At 33.9% G+C, this 17,376-nt stretch carries 14 protein-coding genes; 7 read left to right on the top strand and 7 right to left on the bottom strand.

Translation table 11 applies throughout. From position 1 onward, the window contains the following. Positions 1 to 72 precede the first annotated feature (72 nt). The 4 genes from BUC31_RS15515 to BUC31_RS15500 form a co-directional block, all read right to left on the bottom strand. The gene (locus BUC31_RS15515) at positions 73 to 1,299 is read right to left on the bottom strand and encodes a DUF3999 family protein (RefSeq protein WP_073245784.1); all 1,227 of its coding nucleotides are present in this window, start codon (positions 1,297 to 1,299) and stop codon (positions 73 to 75) included. Next, positions 1,283 to 3,646, bottom strand: coding sequence for a DUF2339 domain-containing protein (locus BUC31_RS15510; protein WP_073245782.1), 2,364 nt, complete (start codon positions 3,644 to 3,646; stop codon positions 1,283 to 1,285). The genes BUC31_RS15515 and BUC31_RS15510 overlap by 17 nt, the downstream gene beginning before the upstream one ends. 242 nt (positions 3,647 to 3,888) lie before the next feature. Beyond that, entirely contained in the window at positions 3,889 to 4,083 is a 195-nt protein-coding gene (locus BUC31_RS15505) for a DUF4177 domain-containing protein (RefSeq protein ID WP_073245780.1), read from the bottom strand. Between the two features lie 8 nt (positions 4,084 to 4,091). Beyond that, positions 4,092 to 6,545 carry a M14 metallopeptidase family protein gene (locus tag BUC31_RS15500; RefSeq protein WP_073245776.1) on the bottom strand — a complete coding sequence of 818 codons (2,454 nt, stop codon included), beginning with the start codon at positions 6,543 to 6,545 and terminating at the stop codon, positions 4,092 to 4,094. Positions 6,546 to 6,716: 171 nt separating this feature from the next. Between BUC31_RS15500 and bshC the strand changes: the two genes are divergently transcribed. Then, entirely contained in the window at positions 6,717 to 8,321 is a 1,605-nt protein-coding gene (gene bshC / locus BUC31_RS15495; RefSeq protein WP_073245774.1) for a bacillithiol biosynthesis cysteine-adding enzyme BshC, read from the top strand. A 3-nt stretch (positions 8,322 to 8,324) separates the two neighbouring features. Further along, positions 8,325 to 9,698, top strand: a complete 1,374-nt coding sequence (locus BUC31_RS15490; RefSeq protein ID WP_073245772.1) for an ArnT family glycosyltransferase — start codon at positions 8,325 to 8,327, stop codon at positions 9,696 to 9,698. Here BUC31_RS15490 and BUC31_RS15485 read toward each other — a convergent pair. Both BUC31_RS15485 and BUC31_RS15480 read right to left on the bottom strand, forming a co-directional pair. Next, positions 9,695 to 10,240, bottom strand: a complete 546-nt coding sequence (locus BUC31_RS15485) for a pyridoxamine 5'-phosphate oxidase family protein (protein ID WP_073245770.1) — start codon at positions 10,238 to 10,240, stop codon at positions 9,695 to 9,697. The two genes, BUC31_RS15490 and BUC31_RS15485, sit on opposite strands and share 4 nt — an antisense overlap. Positions 10,241 to 10,609: 369 nt before the next feature. Continuing rightward, positions 10,610 to 11,335 carry an SIMPL domain-containing protein gene (locus tag BUC31_RS15480; RefSeq protein ID WP_073245768.1) on the bottom strand — a complete coding sequence of 242 codons (726 nt, stop codon included), beginning with the start codon at positions 11,333 to 11,335 and terminating at the stop codon, positions 10,610 to 10,612. 74 nt (positions 11,336 to 11,409) lie between these two features. On the opposite strand from BUC31_RS15480, the gene guaA reads away from it, so the two are divergent. The 4 genes from guaA to BUC31_RS15460 are packed head-to-tail and all read left to right on the top strand — an operon-like array spanning position 11,410 to position 16,086. Beyond that, the gene (gene guaA / locus BUC31_RS15475; protein WP_073245767.1) at positions 11,410 to 12,942 is read left to right on the top strand and encodes a glutamine-hydrolyzing GMP synthase; all 1,533 of its coding nucleotides are present in this window, start codon (positions 11,410 to 11,412) and stop codon (positions 12,940 to 12,942) included. A 1-nt stretch (position 12,943) separates the two neighbouring features. Beyond that, positions 12,944 to 15,160, top strand: a complete 2,217-nt coding sequence (locus BUC31_RS15470; RefSeq protein WP_073245765.1) for a LysM peptidoglycan-binding domain-containing protein — start codon at positions 12,944 to 12,946, stop codon at positions 15,158 to 15,160. After that, a complete protein-coding gene (locus BUC31_RS15465) occupies positions 15,161 to 15,565 on the top strand; it encodes an OsmC family protein (protein ID WP_073245763.1) in 405 nt (134 codons plus the stop codon). Next, complete coding sequence (locus tag BUC31_RS15460) at positions 15,553 to 16,086, top strand: DUF922 domain-containing protein (RefSeq protein WP_073245761.1); 534 nt, start codon at positions 15,553 to 15,555, stop codon at positions 16,084 to 16,086. The genes BUC31_RS15465 and BUC31_RS15460 overlap by 13 nt, the downstream gene beginning before the upstream one ends. Positions 16,087 to 16,158: 72 nt before the next feature. Here the strand turns inward: BUC31_RS15460 and BUC31_RS15455 are convergent, their stop codons facing one another. Then, positions 16,159 to 17,028, bottom strand: a complete 870-nt coding sequence (locus tag BUC31_RS15455) for a hydroxypyruvate isomerase family protein (RefSeq protein ID WP_073245759.1) — start codon at positions 17,026 to 17,028, stop codon at positions 16,159 to 16,161. Positions 17,029 to 17,088: 60 nt separating this feature from the next. Here BUC31_RS15455 and BUC31_RS15450 point away from each other — a divergent pair, with 60 nt between their 5' ends. Next, positions 17,089 to 17,331 carry a DUF3820 family protein gene (locus BUC31_RS15450; RefSeq protein ID WP_073245757.1) on the top strand — a complete coding sequence of 81 codons (243 nt, stop codon included), beginning with the start codon at positions 17,089 to 17,091 and terminating at the stop codon, positions 17,329 to 17,331. Positions 17,332 to 17,376: the final 45 nt, after the last annotated feature.

Genomic DNA, 17,376 nt, shown 5'->3' with positions numbered 1-17,376 from the left:
GGTGTAATGTTTTTTGAAAAAAAGGGCTTCATTTCCTAAAATGAAGCCTTTTAGTTAGGAAGTATTTTTGAACTAAAGTTCCTTCTTCATCATCCCAATAGTGAAATACCCTAATAATAAGATTACCACACCAATAATTACCCACAACCACCATTTGTTTTCGAAAATAGGATTGATTGTCTCAATTTCTGGTTTAGGTATTTCTACTACGCTACCAAAATCTAGTTTTGTAATATTCTTTGGTAAAGAAACCGTAGTTTTTGATATGTCGTAATTGGGGAAATTGTCATACGGCTTGCCGTAAACTAGAAAATAGGTAGCCGGTTCTGTAAAACGTGTGGTCAATGTATGCAGATATCCTTTAAGTTTTACATTAGATACTTTTAAAGGCTGATTGTCATTATTTAAAATAATAACGCGGAGTTTTTGTGCTAACGTACTAGGTAATTGAAAACTATTATCTTCCATTGAAGAAAGAGTTTTTGTAGCTAAAGGACTGTAATTGTGATAATAACCTTTTTCAGTTTTTACACTATCAACTAAATATTGAATAGAAATTGACCTATAGTAATCTATTTTATCATCAACGGTCAGCTCTAGTAAATTTAGAGGTACACGGTTTTTTAAATCGATATCTATAATTGTCTTTTTATCCTCTTGAGAAACGTTAAAAGATTGCACATCGTAATCGCGATATTCGGCAGGTTTTTTTGCTTTTTTTGAAATATTTACAGATGTTAAGCTTGGTTTTTCTTTACTCTTTATTAATACTCTGTAATATCTAAAGCTAGCATCTGAAAACTTTAATGTGGTAAACGAATAATTGGTCTGGTCATTATTAATAGATAAAATACGATAGTCTTCTAGAATAGTAAACCATTGTTTCTGATGTTGACTACCCTCAAGTGTAATTTCCCAATTAAAATTAGGATCTTCTATGTTTAGTAGAATCTCGTTAATAGTTTCTTTCTGGGGTAGCTCATAGGTGTAGAAATAACCTTTAGAATTATTGACGCTATTTATAAGGTTGAAAGATATCTCTGAATTCGAATTTTCAGCTTTAGAAACTTTATGAAGGTATGGCGCTTCAATAGTATCGGTAGCGGTAACCCCATATACACGAATATCGCTTATGTTGGTATTAATATCTTCAAAAACTATATTTGGTAATTCAATAGTGTGCCAAAGACTATCAATTCCTTTTAACTCAATTTTTTTAGAGTAGGAATCCATTTGTCCGAAACAAAATGAAATGCTCAGAAAGGCAATTATGGTTAGAAAACTATGGTTTAGTTTCATCTGTAATAATGTGTTTGTATTTGTTGTAAAGAAATGAAATAATCAATAATAAGACTCCCAATGATACAAAAACGATTGTCTTAGAAATGGTATTCAACGATGAAATGTCATAGAAGAATAACTTAATTAACGTGATGGAGAATAGTATAATAGCACCGATACGCAGGTATTTTTTCTTTTTCCAAATACCCAAAGCGATAAGTAGTAAAGCATAGAATCCCCAAAGAATACTAAGTCCTAATTTATAAGATTGTTCAGACCCAGACATATCCATCCAATTTAGCAATTCACTACTTGTTACCCATATAATTGCGGTATGCATTAGAATTTCAAACGGAATTTTGTAATTGAACTTTAGATATTTTTGCTGTGCTAATTTGTAAATGGAGAATAGTAGAAATGCAAGAAATGCAAATGAAATATAGCGTATGTAAATATTATATGCTCCTATATTATAAAATTCAGTAAGCTCTTGGGTAATGTAATTTTCACGTAACTCACTTAAGGTGTAAAGTCCGTTTGTAAGGAACAATAAAGTTATTAAAAGGGCAGAGCCTAGGGCTACAATTCCTAATATCTTGTTTTTAATTTTGATGATATTTATGAAACTTAGAACGCTTATAAAAAACATGGTGTATAGAATTAACCAAATAGCTTCAAAATCTTTAAGGTTATAATTATATTCTGGGTAATCACTAGAAGTACTTGATATCTCTATTTTAGATAACTGAAAGGCATTGTTCCAATACTGTTCAATTTCAAGATAGAAGGCAAAGTAGAGTGTACCCACAAGTAAAGCAGGAATACCAAATGTCATTATCTGTTGAACTATTGACGGTTTGTCAGTGTTGAATTTTGTTTGAATCCAAGTCATGAATCCGAAGACAGCAACACAAAGAATCGAAGTCAAAAATGTGGTGTTTAATAATAAGCTCCATTCATCTGCGGTATTCATATAAGAGTACCTTGCTGCCCAATCCATTGTTAAACTTAAGAACGCTAGCGCAACCAATATATAAGAAAGGTATTCATAGAATTTAACTTTTTTAGTACGACCGATCCAAAATAGTAGAGCGGCTTCGAAAGCCCAAAATAGCGTTACCCAATTACCGTCTAATTGAACAGGTACAGCTATGGTAATAAATGTAAGTACAAACCCAGAGGTTAAGAAGAATAACTTACGATCAGCTAGTTTTCTTTTGAATATAATTACCGTTATCACAAAGTGTATAAGTGCATTCAATAAGGTGAATAAACCTAAATAAAACTGTCCTCCTTCATAATCATAGAGCCAGGCAATACCAAAGCCGTAAAATATGAACGAATTCAGCATGATCAAAATAATATCTGCAACTTGAAATTTTTCAGATTTTATTAATTTAAACGCTAAAAACGTAGAATAAAACAATGTGAAGAATAGCGCTAAAAAGCCAAAACCTATAGAGAAATCTTCATCGTAGCTAGAGAATGCATACCAAGATCCATAAATAAGCCAGGTGAATGCAAAGGCTACGTAGTAGAGGGCCTTCCAATATTTTTTAAATGAAATAACTAAGAGGCCAATATTAATTAAGGCGATATAACTAAATAGTGCAGTAACATTACCAGAATCATTACTTAAAAGAAAAGGTACGGCGTAAGCCCCTACTAGACCAATATGAGCAATAATCTGCTTGTTGTAGCTGAGTGCGGCTACCACCCCAAAAACGGTAAATAAAAGCATAATACCAAATGCTACCATCTGCGGAAATAACCCGTAAAGGTCATAAGCGATGTAGGTTAAGAAATAAAGAATAGCTAAAGCACCACTTACTAGAACAGCGCTATAACTTACGTATTTTGCTTTTAGCTTAAATCCGAATCCTAATAGGCCAATACCTACCAAATACCCAAGTATAATTCTGGTTAACGGACTAATTAAATTATTTTCGATAGAGTATTTTGCGCCAATTCCAACCCCGATTACGGTAATAAGTATCCCTATTTTATTGATAAGATTCTCACCAATAAATTTCTCAAGATTAGATTTGCCTTTTGGTAATTTTATTTTCTTTTCAGAAATCGTTTTAGGTTCTTCTTGAATAGCAGTAAATTCTATAGGAGTAGGAGCAGGAGTTTCAATTTCTACGGCTCTATCTATTACTATAGCCTCTTTTTCAATACTTACTTCTTGAGGTTTAGTTGTTTGATTGGCAGTCTCTTCGTTGAATTTTATCGCCTGAGTATTTCTGAGAATTTGAATATCTCTGCGAATTTCATTTACCTCAATATTAAAGTCTTGCTGCTTTTTTAAAAGCAGTTCTAACTTATGCATAAGGTTATTTATTTGATCTTGATTGTTTGGCATTGGTGGTGGTTTTTAACCAAAAAGGTTAGGGTCTTCTAATTTAAACGCAAAAGATGCAAATATGTTGGGGAAAGGTTGGTGTAGCTATGAAATAAAATATCCCTGAAACGAATTTAACTGTTTCAGGGATATCTAAATAATATGATTTTACTAGATAAACGAGATTTAAATGCTCTGAAGCTTGCGTCTAAATCTCAATTAAATTTATAATTCAATGCCTAACGGTCTTGTCCCGAGGATATTTATTTTTCAAAATACAGATAAATATACATAGCCATGCCGAATTCGGTAGTATCTGTAGATACCAAACGCCAGCCATTTTTAGCATATTCGTTTAATTTATCTTGAATTGCTTTATTTGATGACTTCGCTAAATGGTTTCTGTCAAAAGTTAGTTTTGAATAGAAAATCAGGGTTTCAACTTTATATTCTTTCATACTGTTTTCTAGTTAACCATGAATAAAGCGTTAGCGAAAAATAGTTTTCCATTTTCCCAAAAACCTCTAAATAGCGGATTGTCTACCATGTATATTACTTGTCCTCGCCCCATTTCTTCGGTACCGAAAATTAAGGTTTCGGCAATTTTTTTCTTTGCCTCGCTACCTGCGAATCCAGATACGGGTACATTGTTGCCTTTGCTTAAATACACTGCACTACCATTTTCTAAATACTTGTAAGAACTTGAGCCAAGTTTAAGGGTGAAATAAGTATCGCTGTAGCCATATGCCAAAGGATTTGTGTTATCAACCGTTGCTTTAAAAATAGCTCCTGTAATGGCAGATTTTATTTGTTCTCTTTCTGAAATTTCAAAAGATTCAATGGTATTTGAAGAGTCTTTTTTGATTTCTTTTTCTTTGAGGGCAAAGTCTTTGTCAGAAGCTGTAATACCATCAATAGCGCCACCCATGGCAATTAATTTTCCACCACGTTTTACCCAGTCTTTAATTTTCTCTTTGTTGTAGGTGGTTAAAAAGCTATTGTAACCTCTACCATCAGGTAAAATTAAAATATCGTATTTGGCAAGATCTACGCGTGCAAAATAATCCTCATCCAATACAGAAATAGGGTAGTCTAATTGTTGTTCAAAAAAGTTCCATATTTCTCCAAAGCGAAGGGTAGAAGTAGGCTCTCCAGAAAGTACGGCAATATTCAAATTCTGAATAACGTCAACATAACCCGAGCCAAAATCTTTACCGCTTTCTACAAAGCCAGTATTGGTAGATATTAATTCTTTAGAATGGTTAACAGAAGCCGTATTTAAAATATCATTAAAATTCTTCAACTGCTTATTATCACTTTTCGTAATAATCAATGTACCGCGCTCATGAGAAATACCATCTAATGTAAAAGGCTTGTGCGCATAACGCACACGTACTTTATTGCGTAATAATTCAGCCAAAAATTGAGCGTCTTTCATACTATTCCAGTCCGCCAAATAAGCATACTTGTTTGCATCTATATTTTTAAGCTCAGGCTTTTTAGGTGCAGCAGAAGAACCGTTAAAATTACTTTCACTGGCAATAGCATCTAATCCGTAGGCATAAGGTAAAGACCATGCAGTAATGTCATAAGTAACAGAATCGCTTAGTTTTGCCATAGGTTCGAACAATACCTTTACCAAAGTGCTTTTCGGTTGATTTGATGAAATTACTAAACTTTGGTTGGTGCTTTTTAACGATCCTGTTTTGCCAGTTGTATAGCTGTACCCTTTAACCGTACTATTGGTGCCAGCTTGGTATTTTATTTCATGTTTGTCTAATAAACTTGCTAAAACCTCTAATTTATCTGGGTTACCATTCAATACATAACTTTTGTATTTGAAATTTTTATTCAGGTAAAACTTTTTAAACTCGTCATTTAATTTCGATACATTTTTTGATGCTACTTCTACGGTAGACAAACCAGTAGTTAGATGATGAGAAATTCTATCCTTTAACGTTAGCGTATCACCAATACTGGTAGTAATACCAAGACCGGCACGACCGCCACCTCCTTGTTCATAAGTCATACCAATACCGCCATTATAGGTAGGGTAGGTATCGCCATAACTTGGGTAAAGTAAGTCGAATACTTCTTTTGTAAAGTAAAACCATCCGTTTTCATCGAAATATTTAGCATGGTTTTTACCAATGGTTTCTTGAAATTCTCTTTGAAAATCCGTAATTACTTCATGAAAAGGTTCAGCAGCTGGTGCAAAATAATAAGGGTTGTCAACACCTTGCTCGTGAAAATCTACATGTACGTGAGGCAGCCATTTATTAAACTGCTTTAAACGTTGCTGACTTTCTACTTGTGTAAGCCACGCCCAATCTCTATTTAAATCGAACATATAGTGATTGCTACGACCGCTCCACCAATTTTCATGGTGCTCCTTGCTATTTGGGTCAACTTGATTTGGTGAGTTTTTAAATTGGTTGTACCAGTTTACATAACGATCTCTACCATCTGGGTTAATACAAGGGTCCATTAATACGACTGTGTTTTCTAGATAACTGCTTTTGCTAGTAAATAGATCATAAATGGTTTGCATTGAAGCTTCAGTACTAACACTTTCATTACCATGCACATTGTAGCTAAGCCATACTATAGCTTTATCTGGTGAGCCTTCACCGTTTAAGGCTTTCATATGCTCTTCTCTAATATTGTCGAGGTTTTGCATATTTTCTTTTGTAGAAATGGTAGCCAATAACAGCGGTCTGCGTTCATTGGTTTTACCATATTCAATAAGCGTCATGCGTTGCGGTTCAGCCTCTGCCAAATATTGATAGTAATCAACAACCTCATGGTGTCTTGTAAATTGTGTGCCTAATTCATAACCTAAAAATTCTGAAGGAGATTTTAGTTGAGCTAAACTCAAAAGTGGGATAAAAAATAATGCGTAGCGTAAAATTAGTTTCATATAGTTATTTGTGTTGAGAGTCAGTCAAATCTATTAAAATAAATGCAAAATGTACTTGATTTGGCTTGTATTTTGACGAGTAATCGGGTATTTAATACTAGTGGTAATTAACTTATATTTAGGAAATGTAAAACGAAAGGGTTTTATATTTACCAAGTATTTACTTTTTATATGGATATTGATTGTTTACCCTTAGAAAAAACGGGCTATTTTTCGAAATTAATTTGCGATTACGTCGCTAAAAATACCAAGTTAAAACCATTGTACAATCGGTTTCCCGATGTTAACGGATTTAAAGGACAAATTGAAGAGAAAGGGAAGCATTTTACCCAAGCTCAACGAGATGTGCTGCATTCTTCAATGCAAAATCAATATAAAAACACCGATACTTCTAAAGGTACAGCGGCTAATATTGATCTCTTAAAAGAAAAAAACACGTTCACTATAGTTACGGGACATCAGTTAAATCTTTTTACGGGTCCGTTGTATTTTTTATACAAGATTATTTCTACAATCAATTTAACGAAGCAGTTAAAAAAGGAATATCCTGATAGTAATTTTGTACCTATTTACTGGATGGCTACAGAAGATCACGATTTTGACGAAATCAATTATTTTAATTTCAAGGGATTAAAATTTCAATGGAATAAGGAAGCATCTGGTGCTGTTGGGCATTTGCCTACCAAAGGGTTAGAAGAGGTTTTTACATTATACTCAAAAACTATTGGCGACAGTAACAATGCTAAAAGGCTAAAAAATCTGTTTGAAAACGCATATCTGAAACATGATAACCTAACGAATGCAACTAGGTTTTTAACAAACGAAATTTTTAAGGACTACGGATTAGTAATTGTTGATGGTGATGATGTAGACTTAAAAAAGACGCTTATACCGTACATGAAGAAAGATATTTTTGAGCAAACTGCGTTCAAAAAAGTATCAGAAACCATTAAAGATATAGAGGAAATTTCATCTGATTATCCGGTACAGGTAAATCCGCGTGAAATCAACTATTTCTATTTAAAAGATGGTATTCGCGAAAGAATTATTGAAAGTAAAGAGAAGTATTTAGTAAATGAAACAACTATTTCTTTCACTAAAGAAGGGTTGGTAGAAGAGATGAATGCTCACCCAGAGCGTTTTTCACCCAATGTAATCGCAAGACCATTATACCAAGAAGTGATTTTACCTAATCTGTGTTATATAGGCGGAGGCGGAGAGATTGCCTATTGGTTAGAATTGAAAGCAGCTTTTGAGGCGATGAATGTTCCTTTTCCAATTTTATTGGTTAGAAATTCAGCTTTGATCATTACCGAGAAACAAGCCGAAAAGCTAGAGCGAATGAATATTTCTAAGTCAGATATATTCTTAAAGCAGAACAGCCTTATCAATAAAAAAATTCGAGAAATTTCTAATATCGACATTGATTTTTCTCCACAAAAGAAATTGCTTGAAGAGCAGTTTAAAGATTTATACGTACTAACAGAAAAGACCGATAAGTCATTTTTAGGAGCTGTAAAAGCACAAGAAGTAAAGCAGAAAAAAGGCTTAGATGCTTTAGAAAAAAGATTGTTGCAAGCGCAGAAAAGAAAATTGAAAGATCACGTAGTTCGAATGACAGAACTACAGAATGAAATTTTTCCGAACCAGTCGCTTCAAGAACGTCAGTTGAATTTTTCTGAGTTTTATTTGGCTTATGGCGAAGACTTAGTGCCTATGTTATTTGAAGCCTTAAATCCGTTAGATTTAAGCTTTACCGTTATTACCCAAAAATAAAAGATGGGCAAGAACGTATCTCTAAATAAGATAGCCGTACTTGCTTTATTATCGTTTTTAGCCATAACCTTAATTACATTTTTTAAAAGTGCCTTGGAGTTAGAAGACGCTGAACAGGCATATTATTCGCAATGGCTTCGTTGGGGTTATGACGATCAGCCACCATTTTATACATGGTTGCAATATGGTTTCAATACTATATTTGGTGTAGGTAAAATATCATTTTCCATTCTTAGAGGAATTTTGTTTGCCGGCACATTACTTATGTTGTATCGATATTCTAAGCTAAGAATTAAAGATGCTGATACATCTAAATTGGCTGTTTTGGCATTGGCTTTAATACCGGTGTATATAGATTTTACGTTCAGAAGGCTTTCACATACCAGTCTATTGTGTTTAAGTGTAGTAGCGTCATACTATTGTATACAGTTATTGATGCAACGAAAATCGATTTCAAATTATCTATTACTCGGTTTTGTCGTGGGTGTAGGTTTATTATCTAAATACAATTATGCATTTTTTCTTGTAACCTTCGCCTTAGGTTTTTTATGGGATAAAGATTTGAGAGCTATAGTATTTAACCCGAAAATGTTGTTCACTATTTTGCTTTCTTGTTTGTTAGTTGCGCCACATGTCTATTGGTTATTGGGGCCTGACGGATTTCAATCTTTTTTAGCATCTAGTATTGAAGAGAAAATAGGAATCGAAGAAGTTGAATCGGAATTTTCATTTATGCCGATTTTAATTTATTGGAAGGCGTTGTTTGCTTTGTTGTTTCCTATTCTTCTAGTTGTTGGTATTGGCTACTTCTCAAAATTCATAGGTTTCAATAAGCAAAAATTACACTGGTTTTCTAAAATGTTCTTGGTACAATTTATAGTGTTGGGCTTGTTCTTTCTTGTTTTTCAAAGTCAGAAAGTAGAGACGAGGTGGTTACTGCCACTTTTTATTCCTTTTGTAGTACTACTGATAGAGACTCTTAGTTTTAAAAATAAAGCGACATTGTTATCTGTTGGGTACTGGGTTTTTATTGCCGTAATTGGTGTTCAAACTATAAGAACACCAATAGAAAAAATATTGAATATTCCATCATCTGTTCATTTTGGTTTTGAGCCTATTGCCAATAAGTTGAACAAGAATTATGATGAATATCAATGGGTGCTTCCTAATGTAACCTATGCAGGTAATGTGCGATTGTTACATCCTGAGCGAACAATAATTTCTGCAGATGATTATTCCTTGAGAACCTTAGAATTCAAACATAAAAAGGAAGTTAAAATAACGATTAATCTATCCGAAGTAAAACAAACCACACCTGTAGATAGTTTGATTGGTTTTGGAAAAGAAAAAGAAAATCTATATTTCTGCACAGATTAAGGAACTAAAAATTCCCCATTCCATTTATCATCGATCTTTGTAAATAGTGCTCTAATATGATTAGGGCGCTGAAGTTTTAAATATTCAATTTTTGACGGAATAATATCAATTATCGTAAAGTAGTTTTCGTTTTCAATATATTCTACATGATCAGGGTTTTTAATAGAACTACCTGGGCTAATTTGAGTAATGTAATCTTTTCTGCTGTTGGGTTGAATGTTTTGCCAAGTGGTATTCAATCTATCTTTATTCGTAATTACTTGGGCAGTACCTTCAACCTTTAATTGTAACATTTTTTCAGGATGATATAGTAGAAAACTAACTTGATTATTATCCGCAATATGTTTCATCTTTTCAGTGCGACCATCTGTATAAATAGTTAAACGTAAATCATCGCTAACCTCTCTAAGTACTACAGTACGCAAACGAGCTACTGTTTCATTGCCTACCGTTGCCATGGTAATGAACCTGAACGGGTGTCCTCTTTCAGTTACTCCGTTGTGTATTTCAGTATTTAGTTCTTCAAAAAATGAATTTATCATGCAGGTGATTTATCTAAAGGTAAAAATAATACGATTTAAAGGTAGGGTAAAAGAGAGGTTGGTTGTTATATAAGTAATAGCTGTGAAAAGGAAATTGATTAGGTTCAATTTTTAAGCTTTGGTTTGAATTTGGTTTTTGATTATGTGAAAGCTCGGGGTGGTTCCTGAGCTTTCTTTTTTTTTGAAATAAGATTGTAAGTTGAAAAGATAAGTAACGACTTAGTATTTGAATACAGATTGTTATGAAAAAGATTTATTAAGTATTCGGTTTGATAATTGGTTGATTGAAAAGCCCGGGTGATTACCGGGCTTTTATATTTAATATATTCTTTACCAGATCAATAAATGACATTAATCAAAGTAACACTATTACTTTACCTTGTATTCTAGGCGCATGGTAATAGATGCTGTTTTATTTTTAGATGAGGTGTTGTATGCACCGCCCCAACTATAATCTTCACCAGAGTTTTGACCCGTAATTTGAAATACGCCCATATTGGCAGAAACCAAATCACCTAAATTACTACCTGCATTTTCAGCTATTTTTTCAGCACGTATTCTAGCATCTTCGGTAGCTTTCGAAATCATTTCAATTTTAAGGTCCGCTAATTTGGTATAGTAATATCTTGGCGGTGAAGAGTTGAATTGCACCCCTTTATTCAATAATTCGGTTATTTCTCTAGAAACACCTTCAATTAACGCAACATCTTCAGATTCTATTTTTAGAGTCTGAATTAATTGATAACCTCTAAAAATACTACCCACGTAATTTCCATTTTCATATTGGTTATCTCGCATTTCTGTAGTTTGTACACTATTGAAAATTATGCTGCTCACATCAATACCTTTAGATGTCAAATATTGGCGAACAATCTCTTTATCTCTATTTAATTGATCAAAAGCTGTCTTTAATACGGTGCTATTTGTAGAAAATTGACCTTCCCAAACAATAAGATCAGAAGTAAAATTTTCATTACCCAAACCAGTAACAGATATCATTTGTGGGGGATTCGCCCTTTGTATATATGCGTTACCCAAAAAATAGGCAGCAATAACAATTGCTACTCCAAAAATTAATGCACTAACGTGTTTCATGAAAAATATTTAAAATAGAGTTTAAATATAACAAAAGATCCTTTTCAAGAACTGTCAATTTGCTATTTTTGCCCATGCAAAATAAAGTCCTGATACTAGATTTTGGTTCACAATACACCCAATTGATTGGAAGACGTGTACGTGAGCTGAATATTTTCTCCGAAATTAAACCTTATAATAAACTACCAAAAGACCTTTCTGAGTATAAAGCGGTGATTCTTTCTGGATCTCCTTTATCGGTTAGGGGCGAAGATGCCGTTCATCCGGATCTGTCTGAAATACGCGGTAAAAAACCATTATTGGGCGTTTGTTATGGCGCACAGTATTTGGCGCATTTTCATGGTGGTAGTGTAGAAAAATCTAATACAAGAGAATATGGTCGTGCCAACCTTAGCTTTATTAAGGAAAACGAACCATTTTTTGATAAAGTTGATACAGGCAGCCAAGTATGGATGAGCCATGCAGATACGATTAAGCACCTACCAGAGAATACAACCTTATTGGCAAGTACCCACGATGTGGAAAATGCAGCATTTAAGTTTGAAGGCGAAGAGACATATGCAATTCAGTTTCACCCAGAAGTATATCACTCAAAGGACGGAAAACAAGTTTTGGAGAACTTTTTGGTGAATATTGCCGGCATGGAACAAACTTGGACTCCCGATGCTTTTGTTGATAAAACAGTAGCAGAGTTAAAAGAAAAAATTGGAGATGAAAAGGTGATTTTAGGATTATCTGGTGGAGTAGATTCTACCGTAGCAGCAGTTTTGTTGCATAAAGCAATAGGCAAAAACCTTCATTGTATATTCGTGAACAACGGTCTTTTAAGAAAGAACGAGTTTAGTGATGTATTGAAGCAATACGAAGGTATGGGCTTAAATGTAAAAGGTGTAGATGCTTCGGCACGTTTTTTGGATGATTTAGCTGGTGAGAGTGATCCAGAAACTAAAAGAAAAACAATTGGTCGTGTATTTATAGAAGTTTTTGACGATGAATCACATTTGGTTGAAAATGCAAAATGGTTGGCACAGGGTACAATTTATCCTGATGTTATCGAATCTGTATCAGCAACCGGTGGTCCGTCACAAACTATAAAGAGTCACCATAATGTAGGTGGTTTGCCAGATTATATGAAATTGAAAGTGGTAGAACCATTGAAGATGTTATTTAAAGATGAAGTAAGAAGAGTAGGAGCTAGCTTGGGTATCGACAAGGCATTGTTGGGTAGACATCCTTTTCCTGGTCCTGGTTTGGCAATTCGTATTCTTGGGGATATCACTCCAGAGAAAGTGGCTATTCTACAAGAAGTAGATGCTATTTTTATAGACGGATTAAAAAAATGGGATCTGTATGATAAAGTATGGCAAGCAGGTGCTATGTTACTGCCAGTAAATAGTGTTGGTGTAATGGGAGATGAGCGTACGTATGAAAAATGTGTAGCGCTTAGAGCTGTAGAAAGTACAGATGGTATGACAGCCGATTGGGTGAATTTGCCATATGAGTTTCTACAAAAAACATCAAATGATATAATTAATAAAGTCCCTGGGGTCAATCGTGTCGTATATGATATAAGTTCAAAGCCACCAGCAACAATAGAATGGGAATAGTATGAAATACATGTTTAATCAAATTTACTTAATAGGGTCATTTTGTTTATTAGTGTCTTGCACAGCAATGGCGCAAAAATTCAATACCCATCAAGTAAAATCAGGAGAAACTTTAGAAAGCATTTCTAAAATGTACGGAGTTTCACCTGCAAGTATATTACAGTATAATAAGGAAATTAGTGAAGGTCAGAAACTGAGGTCGAATACGATATTGGTAGTGCCGGGTAAAAAGATAGTTGAGCAAACAAGTGCGCCTGTTTCTAATACACCCACTTCTAGTACGGTAACATCAACAGTAAACACTAGAGTAGTTCAAGATTCGGTAAAGGCAAGAGAGCCTATTGGTTATACAGAGCACCGTGTCAAGAAAAAGGAAACAATTTTTGGCATTACTCAGATGTATAATATTACTGAAGATGAGCTAAAAAAATACAATCCGAAGTTGTATGCTTCTCCACTTCAAAAGAAGATGGATTTGCGTATTCCCAAATACCGTGCTCCTAAAGTTGAAGAAGTAGTTGGTAATCAAGATGATTTAGAAAAGTACATTGTTGCAGCAAAAGAAACAAGGTGGAGTATAGCTCATAAATATGGTATTACCATAGAAAGAATGCTAGAACTAAACCCAGGGTTGTCTACAGCTAATAATTATTTATCTGAAGGATATGAATTGTTAATGCCTAAAATTGCAGGTAGCACAGTTAAAAATCAGGTAACACAATTATATACTTCATATACTGTACCCGCCAAAATGAATTTTTATCGTTTGGAAAAAGAATTTGGTGTTAAGTCAGACGAGATAGTTCGCTTAAATCCTGAAATTACAGAACGTGGCGGATTAAAAGAAGGTATGATTATTCGTATTCCTGAGCAGAAAGTAGAAACAGGGGAAATAAATACTGATAACTACATTTTTTATGAAGTTAAGCCAAAACAAAATGAGTTTCGGTTAACTAGAAAATTCGGAATGACTTGGGCAGAATTGGTTGCTTTGAATCCTGATTTAAAAGATGGTCTAAAAGCTGGTATGGTTTTAAAATTACCAAAAGATAATGTTGGGGATTTTGAGGTTAGAAATGCTTTGGTATTAGATAAGGTAAACTTATTAGACAGTATAAATGTATCTGTAAGACCTAAAGTATTGTTTTTGTTGCCTTTTAGATTAGACAAGCTTGATTTAAGTAATAAAGAAGAGACTGAAAAGATTATAGATAATCGAAATAGTTTAAAATATAGTCTAGGTCTGTATTCTGGTGCTTTGGTAGCTATTGACTCAATGAAATCATTGGGAGTATCAATTGATGTAAAAACGTTTGATAACCAATTAGATTTAGCGAAAACAAAGGAGATTCTGCAAGGAGAACAATTGGGTAGTTATAGTGCGGTTTTTGGACCTTTAGATATACCATCGCTTAAAGAAACTGCAGTACAGGCATCTAAATTTAATGTTCCTGTGGTAGCACCGGTACCAGCAAAAAGCGATTTAAGTTTAGATAATGTATTCTTTTCATATACTGATGAAGAAGTGCTTTGGAAACATATGTTAGATTATGTAGAAGCTAACCATAAAGATGAAACTCTTTTGATTATCGCAGACGAGGATAATAAAAAGGAGAAAGAGGCTATTATAAAACGATTTCCAACGGCGAAAGTAGTTGTAGTAAAGGAAGAAGAGAAGAATATAGGTATTAATAGAGATAAATTACAAACCCTACTTTCAGATGATGTTTCTAACTGGGTGTTTGTAGAATCTGATAATTATAAGTTGATTGCCAGTGTAGTATCTATTTTAAATTCATTCAATAATACAGCTTTTGATCCTGTGTTAGGTAAAGACAAAGTTAATGTTCGCATGTTTACAACAGATATGAATTCTGCTTTTGAAAATGACGTTATTTCAAATACGCATTTATCTAATTTGAAGTTTACGTATCCTTCGGTAAATCGTCAGGTGAAAAACAATTCATTTGTTGAACGTTACAGAAAACGTTTTGGTGATGATCCAGATAAATATGCTGTTAGAGGTTTCGATCTTACTTATGACCTCTTGTTGAAATTAGCTTACAATAACAGTTTAATTGATGTGTCTAGATTTATTGGTGAAACTCAATACAACGGTAATAAATTCAATTACCAGAGAAAAGGTGTTGCAGGGTATTATAATCAATCTTCATACATTATGATGATGGATGATTTAAGAATTAAAACAATAGAGTAGATGACATCAAAAGTAACCTACAACGGAGATTTAAGAACTGAATGTGTTCATTTAAAATCGAATGATTCTTTCGTGACAGATGCACCAGTAGATAATAATGGTTTAGGTCAGGCATTTTCACCTACAGATACCGTTGCTACAGGTTTGGCTAGTTGTATGTTAACAATGATGGGTATTAAGGCAAACGGGTTAGAAGTAGACTTAAAAGGTACTACGGCATCTGTTACCAAGCACATGGCTGCTTCACCTAGAAGAATATCTAAAATAGAAGTAGAAGTTCATTTGCCAAAAGATATTTCAGATAAGAATAGAAAGATTTTAGTGCACACGGCAAATACTTGCCCTGTGCACTATAGTTTACATCCAGATATTGAGAAAGTAATCACTTATAATTGGGACTTATAAAAAAGGCACATTTTGTTTTATTTCTATTAGCGCTACTGACCATTTATAATGTTCGGAGTCAAGAAGTAGTGTCTTGGGAGCCAGATTTTAGATTTACTTGGAATGACTTTAAAGGTAGTGTGCCCGTAACTTCCGGCGCTGCGGCAACAACAGCCAGCGGTATTACCTATCGCTTTTCCACTTTTTACGAGAATGACGAATTACAGGTAGACTATAAGGTATTCGCCTATTTCTATCCAACAAAGTCATGGTATAAGCCTAAGTTGTGTAATGATGTTACCTTGTTGCATGAGCAATTACATTTTGATATTACCGAGCTCTATGCGCGTAAATTGCGAAAGCAATTGGCAGAGACAAAATTTACTAAGAATGTAAAAGAAGAGATTCGTAGTATCTATAAAGCTACCATTAGACAATTGAATGATTTTCAAAATAAATACGATTCAGAAACCAACTACTCAAGAAATTTACCTGTTCAGGAATGGTGGGTGAAAGAGATTGAGAGTGCTTTGAAATTATAAGCCATAAAATTTTTCGGTAACAAAAAAGCACTTCTGTAAGAAGTGCTTTTTAATTTTTAGAATTTACATCAATTACACATCACAAATAGTAACGCCTTGTTTTAGTGCTGCAATTTTATCATCCCAGCTAGGTACGAATTCTTGCGCTACATGTCCCGTATATCCTGTTTTTAGAATAGCCTTCATAACTGCAGGGTAGAAAATTTCTTGGGTTTCATCTATTTCATGTCTACCTGGGTTTCCGCCAGTATGGTAGTGTCCGTAGTACTGGTGGTAATCTTCAATATTTCTAATGATATCACCTTCCATAATTTGCATGTGGTAAATATCATAAAGCAATTTAAAATGTTCAGAACCTATTGCTTGGCAAAGAGATACGCCCCATTCAGAGGTGTCACACATATAATCTTTATGATTAACCTTACTGTTTAGAAGTTCCATCTGTAAAACTACGCCGTGCTTTTCAGCCAAAGGCATTAGTTTTTTTAAACCTAAGGCGCAATTTCGTAATCCAACTAAATCGTTCATTCCGTTTCTATTTCCGCTAAAACATATTAAGTTGGTATAACCTGCTTCTGCCACTAATGGTATTACACGCTCATAATCTGCAATTAACTCTTCGTGTAAAGAAAGATCGTTAAAACCTTTCTCTATCCCCATACCTGCACCCCAGCACATAGAAGCGTGAATGTTATATTTCTTAAGAAGTGGAAATTCATCTGGTCCAACTAAATCAATCGATCTAATATCTAATTCCACTAAATTTTTAAGAAAATCTTCAAAAGGGATACTTCCATAGCACCAATAACAAACACTATGGTTAATATTGTACTTTAATTTAGCATCAGTTTTAGGGTTTTTATCGCATGCCGTTGCTGCTGAAGTAGTTAAGAATCCGACAGAGGCAGCCGCTGAGGTTCCAATAAAATTTCTTCTTTTCATGTTAATTGAATTGTAGTTTGAGTAGTTGATTGTTTAAAGATAATTTTTTTAGATTTAAAAATGGAAATTAATCCTGATAAGCAGAAGTTAATAGAATTGGCACACTACCGAATGCCATTTGGTAAGTATAAGGGTAAGTATTTAATTGATTTACCAGAGCCATATTTGGTATGGTTTAATCAAAAAGGATTTCCTGATGGTAAATTGGGAGATTTATTGCGTTCTATGTTAGAAATCAAAACAAACGGCTTAGAATCGATAATTCGTAAAATACAAAAACATTTTCCTAAAGAAATCCGTTAAGTTCTAACCTCAATTTGTAACTTTGTGTCCCGTAACATAGAATTC

This window comes from Maribacter aquivivus (assembly GCF_900142175.1).
In the GTDB taxonomy this organism is placed as follows: domain Bacteria; phylum Bacteroidota; class Bacteroidia; order Flavobacteriales; family Flavobacteriaceae; genus Maribacter; species Maribacter aquivivus.
This window is presented reverse-complemented; position numbering and strand designations above follow the sequence as displayed.

Bases quoted from the DNA above. Each gene is read 5' to 3' on its own strand.
- BUC31_RS15515 (WP_073245784.1), bottom strand. From the start codon at position 1,299: ATGAAACTAAACCATAGTTTTCTAACCATAATTGCCTTTCTGAGCATT.
- BUC31_RS15510 (WP_073245782.1), bottom strand. From the start codon at position 3,646: ATGCCAAACAATCAAGATCAAATAAATAACCTTATGCATAAGTTAGAA.
- BUC31_RS15505 (WP_073245780.1), bottom strand. From the start codon at position 4,083: ATGAAAGAATATAAAGTTGAAACCCTGATTTTCTATTCAAAACTAACT.
- BUC31_RS15500 (WP_073245776.1), bottom strand. From the start codon at position 6,545: ATGAAACTAATTTTACGCTACGCATTATTTTTTATCCCACTTTTGAGT.
- bshC (WP_073245774.1), top strand. From the start codon at position 6,717: ATGGATATTGATTGTTTACCCTTAGAAAAAACGGGCTATTTTTCGAAA.
- BUC31_RS15490 (WP_073245772.1), top strand. From the start codon at position 8,325: ATGGGCAAGAACGTATCTCTAAATAAGATAGCCGTACTTGCTTTATTA.
- BUC31_RS15485 (WP_073245770.1), bottom strand. From the start codon at position 10,240: ATGATAAATTCATTTTTTGAAGAACTAAATACTGAAATACACAACGGA.
- BUC31_RS15480 (WP_073245768.1), bottom strand. From the start codon at position 11,335: ATGAAACACGTTAGTGCATTAATTTTTGGAGTAGCAATTGTTATTGCT.
- guaA (WP_073245767.1), top strand. From the start codon at position 11,410: ATGCAAAATAAAGTCCTGATACTAGATTTTGGTTCACAATACACCCAA.
- BUC31_RS15470 (WP_073245765.1), top strand. From the start codon at position 12,944: ATGAAATACATGTTTAATCAAATTTACTTAATAGGGTCATTTTGTTTA.
- BUC31_RS15465 (WP_073245763.1), top strand. From the start codon at position 15,161: ATGACATCAAAAGTAACCTACAACGGAGATTTAAGAACTGAATGTGTT.
- BUC31_RS15455 (WP_073245759.1), bottom strand. From the start codon at position 17,028: ATGAAAAGAAGAAATTTTATTGGAACCTCAGCGGCTGCCTCTGTCGGA.
- BUC31_RS15450 (WP_073245757.1), top strand. From the start codon at position 17,089: ATGGAAATTAATCCTGATAAGCAGAAGTTAATAGAATTGGCACACTAC.